General features: G+C 60.3%; 16 protein-coding genes. 5 read left to right on the top strand and 11 right to left on the bottom strand.

The features are described 5' to 3' along the window. Positions 1-287 precede the first annotated feature (287 nt). Together AC1RUR_RS37920 and AC1RUR_RS37915 are read right to left on the bottom strand one after the other, a co-directional pair. The gene (locus AC1RUR_RS37920; RefSeq protein WP_492853233.1) at positions 288-713 is read right to left on the bottom strand and encodes a hypothetical protein; all 426 of its coding nucleotides are present in this window, start codon (positions 711-713) and stop codon (positions 288-290) included. A gap of 295 nt (positions 714-1008) precedes the next feature. Continuing rightward, positions 1009-2712, bottom strand: coding sequence for an ABC1 kinase family protein (locus AC1RUR_RS37915; RefSeq protein ID WP_492853232.1), 1704 nt, complete (start codon positions 2710-2712; stop codon positions 1009-1011). A gap of 256 nt (positions 2713-2968) precedes the next feature. On the opposite strand from AC1RUR_RS37915, the gene AC1RUR_RS37910 reads away from it, so the two are divergent. Together AC1RUR_RS37910 and AC1RUR_RS37905 are read left to right on the top strand one after the other, a co-directional pair. Next, the gene (locus AC1RUR_RS37910; protein WP_492853231.1) at positions 2969-4612 is read left to right on the top strand and encodes an ABC1 kinase family protein; all 1644 of its coding nucleotides are present in this window, start codon (positions 2969-2971) and stop codon (positions 4610-4612) included. 46 nt (positions 4613-4658) lie between these two features. Further along, positions 4659-6347 (top strand): benzoate-CoA ligase family protein, encoded by a 1689-nt coding sequence (locus AC1RUR_RS37905; protein ID WP_492853230.1) that lies wholly within the window; start codon positions 4659-4661, stop codon positions 6345-6347. Between the two features lie 10 nt (positions 6348-6357). On the opposite strand, the gene AC1RUR_RS37900 is transcribed toward AC1RUR_RS37905, so the two are convergent. Next, on the bottom strand, positions 6358-7101 hold the full coding sequence (locus AC1RUR_RS37900) for a thioesterase II family protein (RefSeq protein WP_492853235.1): 744 nt from the start codon (positions 7099-7101) through the stop codon (positions 6358-6360). A 218-nt stretch (positions 7102-7319) separates the two neighbouring features. Here AC1RUR_RS37900 and AC1RUR_RS37895 point away from each other — a divergent pair, with 218 nt between their 5' ends. Further along, positions 7320-7478, top strand: a complete 159-nt coding sequence (locus AC1RUR_RS37895) for a hypothetical protein (RefSeq protein WP_492853229.1) — start codon at positions 7320-7322, stop codon at positions 7476-7478. A 206-nt stretch (positions 7479-7684) separates the two neighbouring features. Next, on the top strand, positions 7685-8629 hold the full coding sequence (locus AC1RUR_RS37890; protein WP_492853228.1) for an alpha/beta fold hydrolase: 945 nt from the start codon (positions 7685-7687) through the stop codon (positions 8627-8629). Positions 8630-8649: 20 nt separating this feature from the next. Here the strand turns inward: AC1RUR_RS37890 and AC1RUR_RS37885 are convergent, their stop codons facing one another. The 8 genes from AC1RUR_RS37885 to AC1RUR_RS37850 all read right to left on the bottom strand — a co-directional run bounded on the left by AC1RUR_RS37885 (position 8650) and on the right by AC1RUR_RS37850 (position 17722). Next, positions 8650-9453, bottom strand: a complete 804-nt coding sequence (locus AC1RUR_RS37885; RefSeq protein WP_492853227.1) for an aminotransferase class IV — start codon at positions 9451-9453, stop codon at positions 8650-8652. A gap of 19 nt (positions 9454-9472) precedes the next feature. Continuing rightward, positions 9473-11644, bottom strand: a complete 2172-nt coding sequence (gene pabB, locus AC1RUR_RS37880) for an aminodeoxychorismate synthase component I (RefSeq protein WP_492853226.1) — start codon at positions 11642-11644, stop codon at positions 9473-9475. Positions 11645-12163: 519 nt separating this feature from the next. Beyond that, entirely contained in the window at positions 12164-12895 is a 732-nt protein-coding gene (locus AC1RUR_RS37875) for an ABC transporter ATP-binding protein (protein ID WP_492853225.1), read from the bottom strand. Next, positions 12892-14133 carry an ABC transporter permease gene (locus tag AC1RUR_RS37870; RefSeq protein WP_492853224.1) on the bottom strand — a complete coding sequence of 414 codons (1242 nt, stop codon included), beginning with the start codon at positions 14131-14133 and terminating at the stop codon, positions 12892-12894. Before AC1RUR_RS37870 ends, AC1RUR_RS37875 begins: the two co-directional genes overlap by 4 nt. Positions 14134-14148: 15 nt before the next feature. Next, complete coding sequence (locus tag AC1RUR_RS37865) at positions 14149-15396, bottom strand: efflux RND transporter periplasmic adaptor subunit (RefSeq protein WP_492853223.1); 1248 nt, start codon at positions 15394-15396, stop codon at positions 14149-14151. A gap of 15 nt (positions 15397-15411) precedes the next feature. Then, positions 15412-16149: a tetratricopeptide repeat protein gene (locus AC1RUR_RS37860; RefSeq protein WP_492853234.1), complete on the bottom strand. Its 738-nt coding sequence runs from the start codon at positions 16147-16149 to the stop codon at positions 15412-15414. Between the two features lie 62 nt (positions 16150-16211). After that, on the bottom strand, positions 16212-16901 hold the full coding sequence (locus AC1RUR_RS37855) for a 4'-phosphopantetheinyl transferase family protein (protein ID WP_492853222.1): 690 nt from the start codon (positions 16899-16901) through the stop codon (positions 16212-16214). Next, a complete protein-coding gene (locus AC1RUR_RS37850) occupies positions 16898-17722 on the bottom strand; it encodes a metallophosphoesterase family protein (RefSeq protein WP_492853221.1) in 825 nt (274 codons plus the stop codon). The genes AC1RUR_RS37855 and AC1RUR_RS37850 overlap by 4 nt, the downstream gene beginning before the upstream one ends. Before the next feature lie 658 nt (positions 17723-18380). Between AC1RUR_RS37850 and AC1RUR_RS37845 the strand changes: the two genes are divergently transcribed. Beyond that, positions 18381-20440, top strand: a 2060-nt coding sequence (locus tag AC1RUR_RS37845) for a beta-ketoacyl synthase N-terminal-like domain-containing protein (RefSeq protein ID WP_492853220.1), incomplete at its 3' end; no start/stop codon positions are given.

The following is a 20440-nucleotide window of genomic DNA, read 5'->3' as shown; positions in this document are numbered from 1 at the left end:
TAAAAATAATCGGAGGGTGCTGCAAAGTTATGTGACTTATGACACACTTCTCCAGCGCGGTTTTACGCGACTGTGACTTGGTCCTGCGCGCCGCAGGCGCATTCGGTTTCGCGAGATGTGACCGCCACGCACAAGACCGAGAGATTACGTCAAGACCGGCTCCGGCTCGCCGATCGCCAAAGAAAATGCCCGTCCAGACACCTGAACGAGCTGCTTATTCGTCGCTGGCCAGATAACGCCCTTTGTGTGCGAGCCGAGGTGCTCGCACACAAGTGTCGCAATGATCCTCAATCAATATCGTCCGGGTGGACCCGGCGACGCCTGCGCAACGGTTCCCTCGAACGAGACTCGGCATTCCGTCCCTCGCGCAGCAGGTCGCCCAGCTTGCGAAGAGGTGTCTCAACCATCCGGTTTGTAAAGCCGGCCATCATCCGATCGGCCATCCGGTCAGCCATTCGCCGACCCTCTTCGAGATCAATGTCGAAAAGATCGATGTCTAACAAATCTTCCCGGTACTGACGCTTGCGGCGTTGCCGCTCGGCATCAGCCCATGCCTGCTTTTCTTCTTCATTCGGCCCTTCGAGCCACGCTTGCCGGCGCTTCTTCTCGCGCTCGGCCCAAGCTGCGATGTCGGAATCGTGTACCGCCCACGGCTCGTGTTCGTTAAAGGTATCGCTTTCAGAACGCCGGGACTCCGTCGAAGCCTTGCTCATGAACGATCTCCAATATGGGTCGACAAAAGATAGCATGTCCTAAAGACTTGTCCATCCGCCCCGGTCGCGCAGGTGCGGATCGAAAATCATGTTCGAGCGTCGCTTGGGGCGACTTTGTGCTTTGGGTCACACTTCGCCGTGTGCGAGACCCCGCGTGGACCCCGTTCGTTGGCGCGGATTGCTCCATCGCCGCGGCACTTCCGAATCGAAGATAGCGCGAATGCTGGCGGGACAGCTGCTCATGACACGCGAACTGTCGCCTCACGACAGGATTGATTGTGCCGAGTGAAGAACGCTACCGCACACGCCCGAGACTGCGCTGGCTCACCTCTTGCCCGATCACATTAGATTGTTCGATAGCAGCAAGCTTGCGCCCCTGACGGAGAGCCAACAGCATAAAAATGAAGGCGCAGAACAGCAGCGTTCCCGGAATGAAATATGGCCCGACACCGAGGGCGGCATTCAGGCTCGCGAATGCATTCTCCCGGAAGCCAAGAGATGCGATTGTGCCGATCAAGGCTGTCCAAATGCCATACTGCAGGAGGCGAGCCTGCAGCATGCGGAGCGACACTTCGATCGATCGACCGGACGTAAGCAGCTTGCTTACATTCGCTATGATATCCTTGGTCTCTCCCCAGGTCTCGGTAACGCTTCCAATCAGTTCCCGCTGCCCGAATGTTTCGCCAACGTCGATGCGGGCGGCGCGTACCATGAATCGCGCCTCGTCCGTCAATGGATTGCAGTTGGGCGAGAGCTCGAAGACGATCGCATCCCGTGTCAGCAAAGTTCGCAAGTACAGCGAGACCGTAGCGGGAATGGACAAGCCGTGTTTTCGTACTGCGGACATCATCCGAACCACGACATGCCTGGCGGCCAGCCAGGTCACGCTTCCGACGGGACTGCGGAAGCCGTCCAGATAGTCTTCAAATACGAGGGACATATCTCGGCGAAATCCGGCGAGGTCCCTGTTCGGCGGAGCTTCGATCCATCGCAACAGCTCGTCGATCGCGTCGTCAAATTGCTCTCGAAGGACGTATTGCATGAAAAATCGAAACGAATCCTGGTGCTCCTCGGTGAACCGTCCGACGACGGCAAAGTCGACATGGGCTATTCGATTGTCGGGCAGGACCAGTATGCCGGCAGGACTGAGGTCGGAATGGAACAGACCGTCCCGGTAAATCTGGTTGAGCGTGCTCCAGTAGATGCGTCGGGCGATCAGGCGCAGATCGTAGTGCTGGTCTTTCAGTCTCTCGAGGTATTGGCGGTCATCCTGCTTGATTGCGTTCAAGATCCGCTGGACGGGTATCCCGTCGACGAACTCCCAGGTCAAAATGCGTTTGGCGGTGTATTCTTCTCTCACGGTGAAGCCGGACTCGGCTTCGTCGTCCTTCGATAACTCCGACATGACAATGGCATTGCGCGCCGCGTCCGCGAGATCGAGTTCCGAAAACAGAGCGTGCTCAAATTCATTGACATAGGCGGCAACCGAGTTTGCTCCAAAGGCCCCTACCCAGTCGAGTGGCGCAGCCAGCCAGTGCATCAAGCGGATGTCTGCAGCGTATTTCTTTCGTATCGCCGGATTTTGTATCTTCACGGCAAGGCGCACGCCGCCGCGAGACTTCGCTTGGTGAATTTGTCCGCTTGACGTGATTGCAAATGGCGCGCGCTCAAACGTCGCAAAAATCTCCTCGGGAGGACGACCGAGATCTTCGACGATGATTTGATGAATTGCCGCGTACTCTTCTGCGGCGACCTCGTTGGTGATCAGCAGGAGTTCCTGGCAATAGTCCGCCGGCAACAGGTCGAAGCGGAGAGCCAGAGCCTGACCGAGCTTGACGAAAGTGAAATCCAGTTTCTCAAACAATACGCGCAGGGCGCGTGCCGATTTCTGCGGGCTCGATCGAAAGGACAATGTCGCGGGAAGCTGGTGGCGCGCCAGCAAGAGCAGCAGTTGGAACAGGCGCGCTATCGTTCTGAACATATCGAGCAGCCGCTCCATCGCGTGTTATCCGCCATTGCGCAAATTTGAGGCGGGCTCTCGCTGTCGCAATCCTAGGTTCCGCTGCAAGTGCGTGCAAGCCGATTGTGGCGAGACGTGTTCGGCTGAACTGTGATGCTCGGTGTATCTGTCGTCACTCAACGTGTGCTACGATGGCCTCTCGGGGCGAGGCTGTACAAATCCGGTGGCATCGTGCTAAATCTCAGTTTTGGCAAATATTGTCGGTCGCGATCTGACCGTGATGAGTGATTAGCAATTGTTCGATGGGATTGGCCACGTGTTTTTGGGCGCGCGCCGTCTTTGCCAGATTATCGCGGCTGCTTCGCGTTTCTATATCCGCCCCAAGTTCTGGCCAGGAAAAGTAGCGGTTCCGCCCGAAGTGCGTCTGCGCCTCTTTTTGGAGGATTTAGGGGGCGCCTGGATGAAGATCGGACAGGCACTCGCGCTGCGGTTCGACTTGCTGCCGACTGAATATTGTGCCGAGTTGTTGAAGCTTCTCAACCAGACTCCGACCGTTCCCTACGAGGCGATCCGTGAAGTGATCTTGCGGGAGCTTGGTTCGTCTCCTGAGCAGTTGTTTGCATCGTTCGATCCTGTTCCGCACGCAACCGCTTCGATCGCGCAGGTCCACATCGCGACCGCGCACGATGGCGAGAAGCTCGCAGTCAAGGTGCAGAGGCCCGGTGTCCAGGGGCAATTTGAAGCTGATTTCCGCATTTTTCGGATGATATCCTTCCTCGTGGGCCTCATGGACTCGCTGGGAGGAAGCGCGCTTCGTTCTTTCTCTGAAGAATTCGAAAAGTGGAGTCGTGAGGAGCTGGATTTCACCACCGAGGCAAAGAACAGCTTTCGGATACAAGTGCGATCCGAGCATGACCCGATTCAGCGCTGTGCGGAGGTTCGTTTCGAGTTTTGTTCAAGGCGCGTGCTGGCCACCAAGCTGCTGACGGGCATCTCGCTATTGGAGGTCGGCAACGCGGTACGGGCGAAGGATCCCGAAGCCTTGCGCGATCTGAACTTGCAACCCGACGATCTCAAGACGATCGCGCGAAATTACTTCTGGTCGATCTACAACCAAATCTTTCGTGATGGGATCTTTCACGCGGACCCCCACCCCGCCAACGTCTTCGTGCTCCGCGGAAACAAGATCGGATTTGTGGATTTTGGTGCGACCGGACGGCTGTCCAGGGAGTTCCGGTCGTCACTCTCCAAGATCTTCATTCACCTGTATCGGAGGAACATCGAGCAGGCCGTCGTGGAAAATTTCAAACTTCTCGTTCCCTCGGAGGATACCGACCTGCGGCAGGCGCGGGAGGAGTTCTTCATCGCGTATCAAATGTATCGACTGTCCCTGGATATTGGCGGAGCGAACGTGCGGCGGCTCACGACCGATCTGCTGATGGGCACCATGACGATTGCGCGACGTCACAAGATACTGATGCCGCAGGAGCTGAGCATCTATTACAAGACGATCATGACCGTCGACGCCGTCGTTTCCGAACTGGCGCCCGATTATGACTGGCTTTCGGACTTGCCTGAATTCTTTACGCGGGGTTTTGTTTCCGATGTCAGGGAGGGGCTTTATCGCTGGCCGGAAGTCGTGCTCGCGTCCAAGCATCGGACGGGCCGTTTGCTGTCCGACGCAAGCAGCCTCACGGCATCGTTTCAGTTCTTCAACCCAGCCTTGAAGAGCATGCAGACGAGGGCCGTGCTTTACGGAATCTGGGCCGTTGCCTTTTGTGTGGCGGCTTATTTGGCCGCGAAGGGTGACATGTCGCTCCTGGACGACATCGTGGGCGTGGGCAATCGCTGGATCGTTTTCGGCTTCATGACGGCTGCAGTCGTTTCTCTGCTGCTCATGCAGCGGCAAATCCGCTACATCCGGAAGGTCAAAACGTGATCTGACGCACGGAAGGTTCCGCGCGCGCCGTGTTCGAATAAGGTCCATGGTGAAGAGCATGAATACTCAAGTCCTGCACGCTCCCGATCGGGACGTCGACCGCGGCGCGTACACGCCCGTGCCGCGTCTCTACAATTTCGCCGAAGACGTCCTTGCCCGAAATCTGAAAGCGGGGCGCGGCGGCAAGGCCGCCTATATCGACTCGCGTGGGACCTGGAGCTATGGCCAGCTTGCGGAGCGGGTCGCCCGGTTCGGGAATCTGTTGCGCGGCCTCGGCATTCAGAGCGAACAACGCATCCTGATTTGCCTGACCGACACGATCGATTGGCCGACGTCCTTTCTTGGCGCCGTCAAGGCCGGGGTGGTCGCGATACCCGTCAATACTCTGCTGAGCGAAGCGGAATATCGCGTCATACTGGAGGATAGCCGCGCCCGCCTGCTGATCGTTTCGGAGGAGCTCTACCCGCTCTTCGCAAATCTGATCGATGCATCTCCGGACCTTGAACACATTCTCGTGTCGGGCAGCCAGAGCTTCGGGCACGCGCTCTTCGAGGACGCCCTGCAAGCGGCCGCTGTAACCGAGTACACCGCGCCGACCGTCAACGACGAGATCTGCTTCTGGCTTTACACCTCGGGCTCGACCGGAACGCCAAAAGCCGCCGTACATGTCCATGCCACGTTGGGCTACACCGCCGCTTGTTACGGCGCTCAGGTGCTCGGCCTCGCCGAGGACGACGTCGTCCATTCGGTATCGAAAATGTTCTTCGCCTATGGCCTGGGCAATTCGATGATTCATCCTCTCTCGGTAGGCGCCACGACGGTGCTGGCGTCGGAGCGCCCGACTCCCAACTCGGTCGCGAACCTCATGCGGGTGCACGGCATTACCGTGTTCTTTGCGGTGCCGACGTTTTATACGGCGTTCCTGGCGGCGGATCCCGTGGAACGCGAGGCGGTGAGGCTTCGGTGCTGCCTGTCCGCAGGGGAGGCGCTTCCGGTCGCTATTGCGCAGTCCTGGCGCGAACGCTTTGGCCTGGACATATACGACGGGCTTGGCTCGACGGAGATGCTCAGCACATTCCTGGCCAACCGCCCGGGAACAATGCGCTCGGGCACCAGTGGCAAGCCCGTGCCGGGTTTCGAGCTTCGTCTCGTTGACGAGACCGGCGCCATTGTCCCGCAGGGTGAGATGGGGGAGCTGCAGGTTCGGGGGCCGACGTCCGCGATCATGTATTGGAACGACCTCGAGCGATCCCGCTCGACCTTTCTGGGCGCGTGGACCCGTTCCGGTGACAAATACATGCAGGACAAGGACGGCTACTATGTGTACTGCGGGCGCCGGGACGACATGATGAAGGTCGGCGGTATCTATGTCGCGCCATTCGAGGTCGAGGGCGCGCTGCTCAGTCATCCTGACGTGCTCGAAGCGGCGGTCGCAGCATGGCCCGATGAGGATGGCTTGATCAGGCCCAAGGCGTTCGTCATTCTCAAGCCTTCCGGCAGACCGGACGAAGCAATGGCGCTCGCGCTGCGTGACCATTGCCGTAAGCAGCTCGCGACCTTCAAATATCCGCGCTGGATCGAATTCCGCACCGAATTGCCGAAGACCGCGACGGGCAAGATTCAGCGCTTCAAATTGCGCGCGGCGACTGCGCAGGACCGCACAGCTCCGCCCGCGGCTGAGGGAGGCGACGCCGTCGATGAAGTTCACCCCTTGTCGGATCAGGGCGTTGCTTGATGCCGGCTCGTCAATCGAGAGCTCGCATGATCGTCGCACGCACGCGATCGACGGCGTTGTTGATGAAGAAGTGATCTCCTGCGACTGTTTCGCTAAAGAACGACCCGCTCGTTTCCTTTTCCCAGCCAGCCATTGATGCCGGCGTGCACAGGAGGTCATGCTCTCCAGCCATCGCGTAAATGGGACAAGCAAGCGCCGGTCCGGGCGTGTACTGGTACGTCTCGAACATCTTCGTGTCCGCCCGGAGCACAGGCAATAGCATCTCGACAAGATCGGGCTCGGCCAGAACAGCCGGAGAGATGCCGCCGGGATACCGATCGATTTGCTTCTTGATGAACTCGGCATCAGGAAGCGCGTGCAAATGTGGGCGGCTTCGCCTCTCCGCCGGTGCTTCGGCTGCAGCCACGACCAGCGCGCGCGGTTGCTGCAGATCTGCGTCTTGCGCCAGGATACGGGCGGTTTCGAAAGCAATAAGCCCGCCGAGACTATAGCCGAACAGGGCGTAAGGAATCCGCGACAGTCGTGCCATTTCGCCAGCCAGGATCCGGGATGCTTCGCCGACCCTGGTCAACAGAGGCTCCCGCCTGCGATTCCAGCGTCCCGGCAACTGGACCGCGCCAACCTCGATGTTTTCGGGCATGCTTCGCGCCAGCGTGTGGTAAACTTGGGCGCTCCCGCCGGCAAAGGGGATGCATAAGACACGTGCCCGCGCATTCGGGCGTTCCGGGCGAAACTCTATCCAGGGGCCAAGCATTGGAGCAATATTGAGAGAGGAAATATAGCGCGTGCAATTAAGACTCCTCAGACGCTCGTTGGTCAACTGCAACCTGTCGGAGAGAGGGGCGCTTCTTGGTGACGACAGATTTTCAAGCTGATGGCTGCGTCGGAGGACGGAGAGAACAATTTTCGGTGTTTCTGTAAGGCCGTCTGCCCAACACTCATAGGACATATTATCGCATCGGAGAGACGCGCATGGATTCTCAATCAACGGACGAAGAAGTTCGCACGCTTCGGCGGCTGCTCGCAATGCGTGAAGCTCAACTTGCCGAAGCGATGAACGAAATTCAGCAGCTGAAGAGCCAATTCTCCTCCAGGAAGAATGAACCGAACACGTCGGCCTGCCCGAGCTAGCTCGGTCACGATTGTCGCTCAAACGAGAGTTCGTCTGTCTTCGGTGAGGTCTTCAACCGCACCATGAGCGTGACGGCGTGGGACTGATCCGCCACTCAACGAAATACTGAATCCGAGGATTCGCCTGTGAGCCGGACGCGCCTTCTTCTCGTGTTTCATGGAGGGCGCAATGGGAACAATGCGGCAGCGCGGAGCATTGCAGGAGGTTGGAAGCAGTTGCGGAAGGCTTCGCTGTGTTAGTCCCCCATAAGCCGCCACGGATCGCCAAGGCGAACGGCATTGACATCTGTTACGAAATCTTCGGCGAAGCCAGCGCCGAGCCGATGGTGCTGATCATGGGGCTGGGCGGCCAGATGGTGCAGTGGGACGACGCCTTTTGCGAGCAGCTCGCAGCGCGTGGATTTCGCGTCATCCGTTTCGACAATCGCGACACCGGCCAATCTTCCAGGCTTGCCGGCGGCAAGCGCCTGACGCTCTGGGAAATGCTGAAGGTGCGATTTCTGAACATCCCGCCCGCCGCGCCGTATACTCTGCGCGACATGGCCCAGGACACCATCTCGCTCATGAACGTGCTTGGCATTCGCTCGGCGCATGTGGTCGGCGCTTCCATGGGTGGCATGATCGCCCAGGAAATCGCGATTACTTTCCCCGAACGCGTGCGTTCGTTAGTCTCGATCATGTCGACGACAGGCGATCCCGACTTGCCGCAGCCGAGCAACGAGGCCGTCTCCTTGCTGACGGAGCCGCAACCCACGAGCCGCGACAAATTCATCGCGCGCTTTAAACGAAACTGGAAGGTGCTCCGGGCTGGCCGCTTTCCCGAGGATGAAGCCCTCGACCGGTCCCGTGCCGAACGTGTCTTTGATCGCGGGCTCAATCCGGCCGGCGTCGGCAGGCAGATTCGGGCCGTCCTCGCATCCGGAAGCCGCAAGGAACGACTGGGCAAGGTCAAGGCTCCGACACTGGTGATTCACGGCACTGCCGATCCTCTGGTCGATCCGAAGGCTGGTGAGGATACCGCGGCTTCCATTCCCGGCGCCAAGCTCATGATCGTCGAAGGCATGGGCCACGCGATCCCCACGTCGATATGGCCAGAGATCATCGATGCCATCGACAAGCACGCACATGGGGCAAGCCCACATCCGGCGTGAACTGTCCGGCATGGGTTTCGCTACGGCGAATAGACGGCCTTGACCGGAATCCTGGTCAAATCGCCGGGCAAATCACGGCCATCGATGCTCTTGATCTGTGAAAACCCCAGACTGTTGCAAACGAAGCCTGCATCCGTCTTCCGAAGCGCGTCACTGGATAGGGACGCTTCGGCAGCCTCGAGTTCTGCGATGAAGCGCCTGCGAGCCAGTCCGGGCAATATCCCGTCTGCCTTCGGCGGTGTCACCCAGGCGCCATCGATCCTGAGGAAGATGTTGCCGACGGTTGCACACGCCACATGCCCTTCCGTGTTGAGCATGATGGCGTCATCAACGCCGCGATCGATTGCCTCCCTGCGGGCCAGAATATTGTCTCCATAGCCCAGCGACTTGATCCTCGAGAGAGGAGAGTGTTCGTTTCGACGCGTGGATCGACAGACGACAAAAGCCTGCGGAAACGTGGCGAGACTGGGGGCTACGGTCAGGACGCAAGTCGGTTGTGAAGCAGTTTCCTTCGGCCACAGCCCTCTGGCCGTTGGTCCTCTCGTGACCGTCAATCGGATTGCGCTTGGAGAATCTTCGGTTGCGCCCGCCAGCAATCGATCGATCGCATCGCCGATACGGTTCTCGCTGAAAGGGATCGTCAGCCCAATCTCGGCTGCTCCGGCTTTCAGTCTCTCATAATGTTCGGACAGCCAAAAGGGCGTAGGGCCCACAGCCTTGATCGTTTCGAAAATGCCGTCTGCCAGAGTGAAGCCTCGATCTGCGACAAGCACACGAGCTTCACTCTGATCAACAAAATCTCCATTGAGCCAGACAGCGCTCATACGAACATCCCGCAAACCATCAATTTGGATTCGCCGGCGCGCCGTCTGTTTCGTCCGCCCCGATGAGTTCGTATCGGTCCGGGCTGAACCCGCCGGTGAGCGCCACGACGACGGATTTGATCGAGGCCGCCGCCTTCAGCAGCATTTCGTCGAATTCGCCCTCTGCCGTTGAGGCGGCCACCACGCCGCCTCCGACGCCCATTGATAGACGTCCGCCGCTCGCAACGATAGTTCGGATCACGATGCTCAGGTCGACCGCCCCGTCGTTGCCCAGCCAGCCCAACGAGCCTGAATAGACGCCTCTGGCTCGTCCTTCCAATTCGTCGATGAATCGCAGGGTGCGGGTCTTGGGCGCTCCGGTCATCGAGCCGCCGGGGAATGCATTCCGGATCAATTGGACGGAACCAGCGCAAGGTTCCAGCGTGCCGGTCACGGTGCTGACCAATTGATGAACCGTGCGATATGTCTCCACATCGAACAGCTTGGGCACGCGAACGCTGCCGGGGCTGCAGCTTCGCGAGAGATCGTTTCGCAGCAGATCGACGATCATGACGTTTTCTGCGCGATCCTTCTCGCTCGTTCTCAGTTGCTCGGCGAGCTGGTCGTCCCTGGATGGATCCTGGTCGCGCTTGATCGTGCCCTTGATTGGCTTGGTCTCGACTTTCCCGTTGGTGTCGATCGCGAGGAAACGCTCGGGCGAGGCGCTCAGGACGGCGCCCTCGGGCCATTTGATGAATGCAGCATGAGGGGCCGGATTGACCTTCCTCATGGTTCGATAGAGCGTCAACGGGTCCACATCGGAGTTGCAATGCAATTCGTTGGTCAGGCAGACCTGATATGTCTCGCCTTGCTGTATCAAGTCCAGGCATCGGCGGATGTCGGACAGGTAGGTCTCCTTGTCGCGGTCGAGGAAGAACTTGATGGGTTCATTTGGGATGTTCCGAACCTCGGGCATCTCCGGCGGAGCAGATTGTTCGATCGTCGTGATGGTGTGATCAATCCATTTTTTCGCCCGATCCGCATTGGCCGGCTCGTCGACAGCCAAGACATAGGTTTTCTTCTCGACGTGATCGACCGCGATGAAGCGGTCCGAGTAGATGAACATCGCATCCGGCGTCGCTGCGCTTCGATCTGTCGGCGAACCGCAGTCGTTCCGGAGCTCATAGCCAAACCATCCGACGTATCCACCCACGAACGGACAGGGAGGAGCTGGTTCGGGGCGGCTGGGCTCTATCCGCTCCAGATATTCGAAAATCCCGGTGTGCCTGATGTGCGTGCCGGTACGATTGGTTATTTCGAGGCGCTTGTCCGAGCATCGATATTGAATGCAGGCCGCGTTCGGACCCGACGCATCGCCTGCATAGGACCAGCGCGCCCGGCCCTGTTCGACGAGACTGCTATCGAGCCAGTAGGCATGGGGGGATTCGGAAAACAGCGACGTGAACGCGTCCTCCATGTTGATCTCGCGAGGAATTTCTCTCCAGAATGTTCGCTTGCGAGATGCCTCCAGCTCCTTCCGGTGAGCGAAGCCGTTCAGTGACGTGCCATTCAATGACTTGCCGTTCAGTGAAGTGCCGTTCAATGGCTTGTCGTGGCCGTTCGGGCGGCTTCGTGACGGATCGATCATCCGACAGAAATTTTCCAACAGTTTCCGGCCGTGCTCGGTAATGATGGACTCGGGATGAAATTGAACACCCCATTGCGGCCGATCGCGATGGGCAAGCCCCATGATCAGGCCGTCCTCCGTCCAGGCCGTCACTTCCAGGCACGAGGGAAGGGGCTGTTGTGCGACCAGCGAATGGTATCGAGCTGCTTTGAAGGGGGAAGGAATCCCCTTGAAGATTCCGGTGTCGTTATGTCGAATGAGAGACGTTCGTCCGTGCATTGGCGCGGGCGCTCGAACGACCCGACCTCCTGAGAGTGCGGCGATGCCTTGATGACCAAGGCACACACCGAGCAGCGGCACGTTGGTTTCTTCAATAGCGCGTTTGCAGAGCCCGAAATCCTCTGGCTGCTCCGGATGCCCAGGCCCTGGTGAAATCACAATTCCATCGAATTGCTTCTCCTTGAGCTCATCCCAGCTAATCGCGTCGTTCTTCACGACGAGTGGTGGCTCTTGGGAGATCTCGGCGAGGAGATGAACGAGATTGTAGGTGAACGAGTCGTAGTTATCTATGACCAACAACCGCATGTTGCACCGGACCATGAAAAGTTTTCGAGTGAAAAATCGAAGGTCGAGATATCGAAGGCACTCTTCTTCTTTTAAAACAGTATGCTCATCTGCGATGTGACATACGTCTCATAATCCTCTCCAAGAATATACGCAGCAGAATGAGCGCTGGCTAGTTGTCGGTTCTCGACGAGGTCTGATGCAACAATGTCCATCCAAGAAGCATTGTCGATTAACAAAGAGGCAAACTAGCTGTTTCCCGCCGACGCTCTAGTAAGCATCGCGGAATCGATAGCCGACTTCGGTCGCGTCAGCCGGCTACAATTTGGTCTGCTCTATTGACGCTGAGGTTCGGGATTGAGCGCTGAGGCGCGATCAATCTGTCCCGGCCTTGGAACGCACCGTCACTGCAGTTGCAATGAGGCCCTGCGCAACTATGAAGCGCCCGCGCAATTCAATGCGCGGCGGACCCCGTTGGTTCGGGTTCCATCGAAAACCAGCCTTGGGGCGATAGCGTCGGCCGCGAAATGCACAGGAAAGTCAGTGATCGGTCGGCGCAGCCACCACCGGTTCCGGCGCGAGCTTCTGGTTCTCGAACGTCTGCGCGATCTTTCCGTCCACGATATGCAAGCGGCGGTCGGCGCGGGCGGCGAGCGCGGGATCGTGGGTCACGACCACGACGGTGCGGCCCTGATCGGCGATCTCGCGCAGGATGTCGAATACTTGCTCGGTGGAAGACGTATCGAGCGCGCCGGTCGGCTCGTCCGCGACGATGATCTCGGGCCGGTTGGAGAGTGCGCGCGCGATCGCGACGCGCTGCCGCTGGCCGCCGGAGAGCTGGTTCGGTCGCTTCTGGGCATGATCCGTCAACCCAAGCGATCCGAGCAGATCGAGCCCGCGTGCCTGCATGTCCTTCTCGCTCATCCTGCCCTCGGCGCGCATCGGCAGCAGCACGTTTTCGAGCGAAGTGAATTCCGGCAGCAGAAAGTGAAACTGGAACACGAAGCCGCACTTTGTCAGCCGCACATGGGCGCGGCCGTCGTCGGACAATTTCGAGGTCGGCTGGCCGCAGATGATGATTTCGCCATCCGTCGGTGCGTCCAGAAGGCCGAGCAGATAGAGCAGCGACGATTTGCCCGAGCCCGAGGGCCCGGTGATGGCGACGAATTCGCCCTTGTTGACCGCGAGGTCGATCCCGTTGACCAGCGTGTGTGAGATCGCGCCCTCGATCCGCCGCACCAGTCCGACCGCCTGCAACGCAATCTCGCTCATGAGGCGCCCCGGATGATATCGACGGGATGGACCCGCGTCGCCTTGTGCGCCGGGAAGAAGGCCGCGCCCGTGCAGCAGAGCAGCGAGATGCCGCCGGCGATGATGTAATGCAGCGGCGAATAATAGATCGAGATCGGGACGTTGGTTCCGGTGAACGAGTTGTAGATCGTGATCTGCGACCAGCCATAGCAAAGCGCATAGCCGATGGCCCACCCGGCAATCATGCCGACGAGGCCGATGATGGCGGCCTCCATGATGAAGATGCTGCGCACGGACGTCGCGCGCATGCCGAGCGACTTCATGATGGCGATGTCCTGGCGCTTCTCGTTGGTGATGGTCGAGATGATGTTGTAGGTCGCAAAGGACGACGTCAGCAGCATCGCGCCCATCACCGTCAGCACGATGAAGTCGCGGACCGCGAAACTTGAGAGCAGGTCGGAATTGGCCTCCTGCCACGACACGGATTTGTAGCCGATCTGCCCCTCGATCCGCTTCGCAATCGTATCGGCGAGGATGGGGTTGTTCAGCCGCACATGTAACTCGTTGACGATGCCGCTCTGGCCCATCATCACCTGGGCCGTGCCGAGCGTCGCGTAGATCTGTCCCTCATCGACGCTTTTGATGCCGGAGCGAAAGATGCCGACGACGGTTGCGCTCACCTGCGTGCCCTGGCCGCTGATCAGGCTCACGGTGTCGCCGGTCTTGATCGCGAGCTTGTCGGCCAGTGCGAGGCCGATGATAACCGCGTTCGGCGCGCGCTGTAGGTCGCTGACCTGGCCTTCCTGCATTTGCGAGCCGAGTTTCGACACCCTGACCTCCAGCTGGGGATCGATGCCGATCAGCGTGATGCCGACGCGACCGCCGTGATCGATAATCGCGTTGGTCCGCGCCGAGGGCGCGACATCGCCGGGAAGCCACGCGCGGAGCGAGGCCATCATCGAATTCGGAGTGCGGATGCCGGGGCGGTTGTTGACGTTGGCGACGCTCGACATCTGTACCGCGCCGTATTCGCGCTCGGCGGGTTGCACCGGCGCCGCGCGTCGTTCGTCCTGCACGGTCACGTGCGGCATGGTGTCGACGAGCTGGCGCAGGAAGTCGATCTGGGAGCCTTCCATCAGCCCCGCCATCATGATCGTGAAGCCGACGCCCATCGCCCCGCCCGCCATGCCGACGAGCGTTTGCCTGACCCTGGTCGTGACGTGGGTCCAGGCGATGTTGACGAGGAGATTGCTGGCCATTCCGATTGCGTCCGATCAGCGATTGGCGAATTTCCCGACGTTACGCCGGGCGTCGTTGACGACGGAGTCGATATGGGCGGAAATCGCCGACGAGATTCCCGCATCATCCGGATTGACGCTGGGGGAGACCGGCAGCGCGGGGACTGTCGTTGAGACCTGCGGCTGGCTGCTTGGGATCTGGCTGCTTGGGATCCGGTTGCTTTGGACCGGGTCCGGCGCTGCGGCGGGTTCCATCTCCTGCGGCGAGGCTGCCTGCTTGCTCGTGTCGATGCGGACCCGTGTCCCGTCGGCCAGGTCGGGTCGGGCCGGCGAGAGCACCGCTATGCCGCGCGAGATATCGCCAATGATTTCGACATTGCGGCTGCCGCGAATGCCGACGCGCACGGGCACGCGCTCGAGGCGGCCGTTGTTGACGGTCTGCACGAAATCGCCCGAGACCGCCTCGGCCGGAACGATGGTCGCCGACGGCTTCTCACGGAAGATGATGTTGGCTTCCACCGACATGCCGATCCGCAGCGGCGTATCGTTGGGCAGCAGGAGATACACGCGGAAGGTCTTGCGGGTCGGATCGCCCTTCGGCGTGATTTGCGAGACGCTGGCGCGCAACGCCTGTGCGGGGAATGCTTCACTGCGCAGAAGCGCCTTCTGGCCGACCACAATGCGGCTGATTTCCTCTTCATTGACCTCGGCGACGACCTGCATCGGCAGCGGTGGCCCGACCCAGAACAGCACATCGGTGGGGCCCGCGATCTCGCCAACCTCGCCGTCGCGCCGTAGCACCATGCCATCGAGCGGCGCGCGCAGCACGAGCTGGTCGATCCTCGTTTGCTGGGCCGCAATTCGGCTCTTGTATTCCTGGACGCGGGTCCAGCGCTGCTCATATTCCTTCTGCGTCGCGTCGTCCTTGGTGCGGTCTTTCGTGGCGCGATCGAGATCGCGGTCCGCCTGCTGGCCTGATATCTGCAATTCATTCAGGGCATTGCGCTCCTCGGCGTCATCCTGGCGACCGAGCACCTCGCCCGCCTTCACCGTCTTCCCCTCGCAGATGCAGAGGTCGATCAGGCGCCGCCGCTGAAGCGGCACCACCTTGGCCCAGCGCGCGGGCTCGACAGTGCCGGTGCCATAGATCGCTTCCGAGACGGGTGCAGTGGTCGCAATGCTGGTCGTGACCGTTTGGAGGTTGTAATAGTTTGTGTAGCCGTAATAACCGGCGCCGGCGGCAGCCGCGAGGACGGCAATTCCCAATATGCGAAAGATGCTCATCGCGGTTTCTGTTGCCTAATAGCCGAATTTCTTGCGCAGCCCGGGCATCTGCTTGAGGAAGTCGTGGATGTCGTCCTTGGAGATGTTCTTGCCGAGCGCTTCCAGCGGATTGTCATCGCTGGAGGGCTTGGATGGTTGCGGAGGCGGGGGTGTGGGGGCAGGGGCTGCGCCAGTCACCGTTTGGGCGGGAAGCACCGGGGCCGCGCGTGAATAGTCCGCCGCCGGAGGCGTAATCGGGGCGGGCATGTTGGTTGCCACGGCGCGCCACTTTCCGGCGTCGCTCTTGGCCTTGTAGACATCGTCCGAGTTCATCCGCTTCTCCAGGACGCCCATGAGCTGGCTGGAACCGTTGCGGAACTCGTCGACGCGGGAGGCGCCGTTGACGATGTAGGCCCACTTATAGGCCTCGGCATTGTTTTTCTCGACGCCGCGTCCGGTGGCATAGAGGCCGGCAAGGATCAGCATCGCGTGCGAATGGCCCTGATTGGCGGCGCGGCTGAACCAGCGGAACGCTTCTTGGTCGGACCGCGCCACGCCGACGCCAGCCGAATAGAGCGCGCCGAGGTAGAACTGAGCTTCGTCGTCACCGGACTGCGCCGCCCGTAGATAGCGGCTCGCCATGTCCTGGTCGAAAACTGCGTCCGCCCTCGCCGAATGCGGACTTGCCAGCAAGGCGTAGCAGATGATCGCTAGTACGGCTTGCTTCATGGCTGATGGCCTCAAAATTTCCACGCAGAAAAAGTATTGCGACATCAATCGCCGAGTTCCGTCGGCCTCGCCGGCTACATATGCGTCGATTATACAGGCGCCACGGTTCAGGGATCGGGTCGTGAGCAAGGTGCGATAGCATTGGAAGGCACCGTCACCGCAGTCGCAATTAGGCCATGCGCAATTACAAACCGACCGCAAAACTCAACGAGCGGTGGACCATCGTCAATTCGGGAGCCATCGACGAGCAGCTTGGCAGCGAACGTGCCTACCGGGTCGATGACCAGTCGTGCGTCCTCGAAGCCGAGCCAGCGGCCTGTCAGAGGATACCAAGCCTTATAGACGGATTCCTTCGCGCTGAACAGCAGCCGATCCCAGTGCGTCGCCGGAAATGCGCGCGACAGCGCAGCTAGCATCTCGCGCTCTCCGGGAACTGTGATGGAGTCCTCGACGCCGTCGGGCAGCCGGTCGTTCCGTTCGGTATCGATGCCGATGCTCGCAACCACGCTATGTGGAGCTACCGCGGCCGCCCGGAATCCGGTGGTATGAGTTATGCTGCCGACGATGCCCTCCGGCCACAGCGGCTCGCGCCTGGGGCCTGCGCGGATCGGGGCCGGGGCGTAGCCAAGCTTGGCGAGTGCGTCGCGCGCGCAGCGTCGCGCTGTCATGAACTCGCGGCGACGGGTTTCGACGGCGTTCGCAACGAGAGCTTCCTCTCCCGGAAAACTCTGCTGGCCCGGCACATCCTCAAAAGTCTCGACCGCCACGACGCCGTGCGGCAGCAGCTGTTCAATCATGCCGGCAGCACCTTCCTGGGCGTTGGCGGCTTGCTGCGCTTGCTCCACTCGCGCGGATAACCGATCGAGACCTCCTCGAACCGGACACCGTCGTAATAGGTCGTCCGCGGGATGTGCAGGTGACCATAGACGACGACGCTGGCGCGAAAGCGAATATGCCAATCGGCGGTACGGGTCGTGCCGCACCATTGCGCGAATTCCGGAAATCGCAGCGCGTGGGTTGGCTGGCGGATCAGCGGCCAGTGTCCAACAAGGACCGTCTTCACGTCCGGCGCCAGGGCGAGCAACCGACGTTCGGTGTCTTCCAGCCGCGCGCTGCACCAGGATTCTCGATCCGGATAAGGAGACGGATGCAGCAGCACCTCGTCGGCGCAGACCACCCCGGTCTCATGCGCGTAGGCCAGGGATTCCTTTTTTGTTTTTGTCCCGGGCGCAAGCCAGGAATTGTCATAGAGCAGGAACAGCGGCACGATCGTCAGAGGGCCGCTCGGGTCCGGCCAGATCGCATACTCGTCTTCAGGCGTCAGAATGTCGTTGTCGCGGCACATCTGGACGAGCGCTTGGTAGCGGGCCGCGCCTCGCAGCTGGACCGGGTCGTCACGAAGGGTCCACAAATCGTGATTGCCGGGCGTCCAGATCACCTTCGCATACCGGCTCCGCAATAGCGAGAGCGTCTGCTCGATCTTGCTGAATGTATCGTCCACATCGCCGGCGACGATCAGCCAGTCGTCGCGCGAGTCCGGACGCATTTCCTCGATGACACGCCTGTTCTCCGAGAATGAGCTGTGAAGATCACTGGTGGCAAACAGGGATCCCGGCACCTCGACTCCTCTCGGCGTTGCTTGTCGTGCCTGCTCGAACGACGTCGGTCCCGTCTGGACGCTGGGAACAAGTATAATTAGACTGGCAATCCATTAAAGTGGAAATTGATCCCGGCGGAATTTGGTCGCCGAACAGGATCTTCGGATGATGTCCGACATGAAAGTCGAAAAAAGTTCGGGCTGAAGCAGATATTGTTGTAGCTTTAGCCGCAAGAATTGAAGCAGCGGGTTCACTGCGGAGGGTCTAGATTGCGGTTCCATCACCCTGACCACCCAAAACTCGACGCTGTTTATGTGGCCCGCGTCACATTCGAATTCGCGGCGTCGTATTAGTTTGCTTCCGATGCCGGCGAATCGGCTCGCCTGTAAAATTGTTGACGCCCACATGCGCCTTGTGACCCAATCAGGGCTGTGCTTGGTTTTCCGTTTTGCAAGGCCGATCGCTGACAGGTGCATCGTTCAGTTCGGTTGAGCAACTCGAACAGCCTGAGTGACTCGTCGAAGCCTGCAACGAATGTGAAGGAGAGGCCGCCCGGACGAAGTTCAAAATCCAGCACTGCGCATCGAAGGGCCACGCTTGGTGGCCGATGACTTCTGGATAGCCGTATGAATAGCAGTACGAGTTGTAGCTTACTTGTTTTTGACGTGATTGGTCGCCATGCAGCATCTCAGCTCAACGTATGACCTGTTAACCGGTTCGGCGTTGATCAGTTACCGACTGTCGCTGTCGGAACATCCCTGGTCAGCGCATCACAAGGATTTCGATCGCGTCTCCCTGGTTGGGACCGGGCTGCTGGAACTGGCGCTGACGGCGGGACTCGCCGTAGGCAGTCCGCGAGTGTTCGAGTTGACGCTCGTCGCGCCGCTGCTGATTTCGACCGCGAGCGGATCGCGGGTGAAGATTCAGGTGCAGGCTGCCGATGCGCAGGGGCATCGTGCCTTTTCTCTCCATAGTCAGGATGAGGCATCGAGCACGGGGTTGGACAGCTGGATCCTCCACGCGCAGGGCGTGCTTGCGGGAGCCGAGGAGGCGGGCCGGGAAGATTCCGCTGGGCTGCCTCTGGAGGCGTGGCCGCCGGAAGGAGCTACGCAACTCGACATCTCGAATCTCTATGTGCGGCTGAGTGCGCAGGCACTCGATTGCGGGCCGGCTTTGCAGGGACTGACCGGAGTTTGGCGCTGCGGTGAGACGATCTATGCGCAAGTGGCTCTGCCCGCCGGCGCGGAGTCTCCCGCCGATGAGAATGGCATTCATCCCGCGCTCTTCGATGCCGCCTTGCATGTGTTTGCGGCGGAGTGTTTTGCCGCGGCCGAAGGCAGCATGCCGCTTCCATTTTCGTGGTCGGACGTGAGGCTGCACACACACGGGGCCCGCGAGTTGAGGATACGTCTTGATCTGAGCAGGTCTGAAAGCTCGGAGCAAAGGTCGGCCTCGATGGTGTTGTGGGACGAGAAGGGACAGCCGGTCGCAACGGTGGGATGTGTGACGCTCCGTCGGACTGCGGCCGAGCCTGCGCTCGAGCATCACGTTGAACAAGCCGCGGCACCTTTGCAGGTGCGGGAAATCTCCGAGCGTCGCACAGCGGTGCGGGGCCCGGTCGCATCGACCTTGCGCCGTCGCCTGAGCGGGCTGCCCGAGAATGAGCGCCTCGGAAGCCTCGTGGTTTTGGTGCAGGAGAGCATTGCGGCGATTTTGGCGTTGCCCGATGCTGCGTCAGTGTCCGCCGATGCACCGTTGAAGGGGCTGGGGCTGGACTCGCTGATGGCGGTCGAGCTGCGCAACCGCCTGTCGGTGCAGGTCGGGATCAAGCTACCGACGACGCTGGCGTTCGATTATCCGACGCCGGAGGCGATTGCGGCACTGCTTTTGCGCCAAATCTTTCCGGAACTGGATGTACCCGCCGGAACAGCTTCGACGCGGGCGCGCACCAGGGACGAGCCGATTGCAATCGTTGCAATGTCGTGCCGCGCGCCTGGCGGCGTAGAAGATTCAGAGGCCTACTGGACGCTGCTCGCGGAAGAGCGGGATGCGATCGGACCGTTTCCGGAGCGCTGGGATAGCCGTGCGCTGTACGATCCAGATCCGGAGACACGAGGTAAGAGCTACGCACGTGAAGGCGGTTTCCTGCACGACGTCGATCAATTCGACGCGGGCTTTTTTGGCATCGCGCCACGCGAAGCGGTGTCGATGGATCCGCAGCAGCGGCTGGTATTGGAGGTCGTGTGGGAGGCGCTGGAGCGGGCGGGGCTACCACCGGAATCGCTGAATGAATCGAGCACGGGTGTCTATCTCGGCGCGATGCGAAGCGACTACAGGCAAAGCGGCATCTCCCTGGAGTCGATGGATGGCTACACTGAGACGGGCCAGGCCAGCAGTGTGCTTTCCGGCCGCGTGTCGTATGCGCTGGGTTTGCAAGGTCCGGCGATGACGATCGATACGGCGTGCTCGTCGTCGCTGTCGGCGCTGCACCTGGCGTGCGCGTCGCTGCGGCAGGGCGAGTGCGATCTGGCGCTGGCGGGCGGTGTGCAGGTGATGAGCACGCCGTCGGTATTTGTGGAGTTCAGCCGGTTGCGTGCCGTCGCGCCCGACGGCCGAAGCAAGAGCTTCTCGGACGGTGCTGACGGCGCCGGCTGGAGCGAAGGCTGCGGCGTGCTGGTCTTGAAGCGGCAGTCGGATGCGGAGCGTGACGGCGACGAGATTTTGGCGCTGATCCGGGG

It is taken from the genome of Bradyrhizobium sp. GW821-FHT12B03 (genome assembly GCF_058807535.1).
Note: the sequence above shows the minus strand (reverse complement) of the source record. Positions and strands in the feature narration are given on the sequence as shown.

Bases quoted from the DNA above. Each gene is read 5' to 3' on its own strand.
- pabB (WP_492853226.1), bottom strand. From the start codon at position 11,644: ATGCGGTTGTTGGTCATAGATAACTACGACTCGTTCACCTACAATCTC.
- AC1RUR_RS37875 (WP_492853225.1), bottom strand. From the start codon at position 12,895: ATGAGCGAGATTGCGTTGCAGGCGGTCGGACTGGTGCGGCGGATCGAG.
- AC1RUR_RS37870 (WP_492853224.1), bottom strand. From the start codon at position 14,133: ATGGCCAGCAATCTCCTCGTCAACATCGCCTGGACCCACGTCACGACC.
- AC1RUR_RS37855 (WP_492853222.1), bottom strand. From the start codon at position 16,901: ATGATTGAACAGCTGCTGCCGCACGGCGTCGTGGCGGTCGAGACTTTT.
- AC1RUR_RS37905 (WP_492853230.1), top strand. From the start codon at position 4,659: ATGGTGAAGAGCATGAATACTCAAGTCCTGCACGCTCCCGATCGGGAC.
- AC1RUR_RS37900 (WP_492853235.1), bottom strand. From the start codon at position 7,101: ATGCTTGGCCCCTGGATAGAGTTTCGCCCGGAACGCCCGAATGCGCGG.
- AC1RUR_RS37895 (WP_492853229.1), top strand. From the start codon at position 7,320: ATGGATTCTCAATCAACGGACGAAGAAGTTCGCACGCTTCGGCGGCTG.
- AC1RUR_RS37885 (WP_492853227.1), bottom strand. From the start codon at position 9,453: ATGAGCGCTGTCTGGCTCAATGGAGATTTTGTTGATCAGAGTGAAGCT.
- AC1RUR_RS37860 (WP_492853234.1), bottom strand. From the start codon at position 16,149: ATGTCGCAATACTTTTTCTGCGTGGAAATTTTGAGGCCATCAGCCATG.
- AC1RUR_RS37865 (WP_492853223.1), bottom strand. From the start codon at position 15,396: ATGAGCATCTTTCGCATATTGGGAATTGCCGTCCTCGCGGCTGCCGCC.
- AC1RUR_RS37920 (WP_492853233.1), bottom strand. From the start codon at position 713: ATGAGCAAGGCTTCGACGGAGTCCCGGCGTTCTGAAAGCGATACCTTT.
- AC1RUR_RS37915 (WP_492853232.1), bottom strand. From the start codon at position 2,712: ATGGAGCGGCTGCTCGATATGTTCAGAACGATAGCGCGCCTGTTCCAA.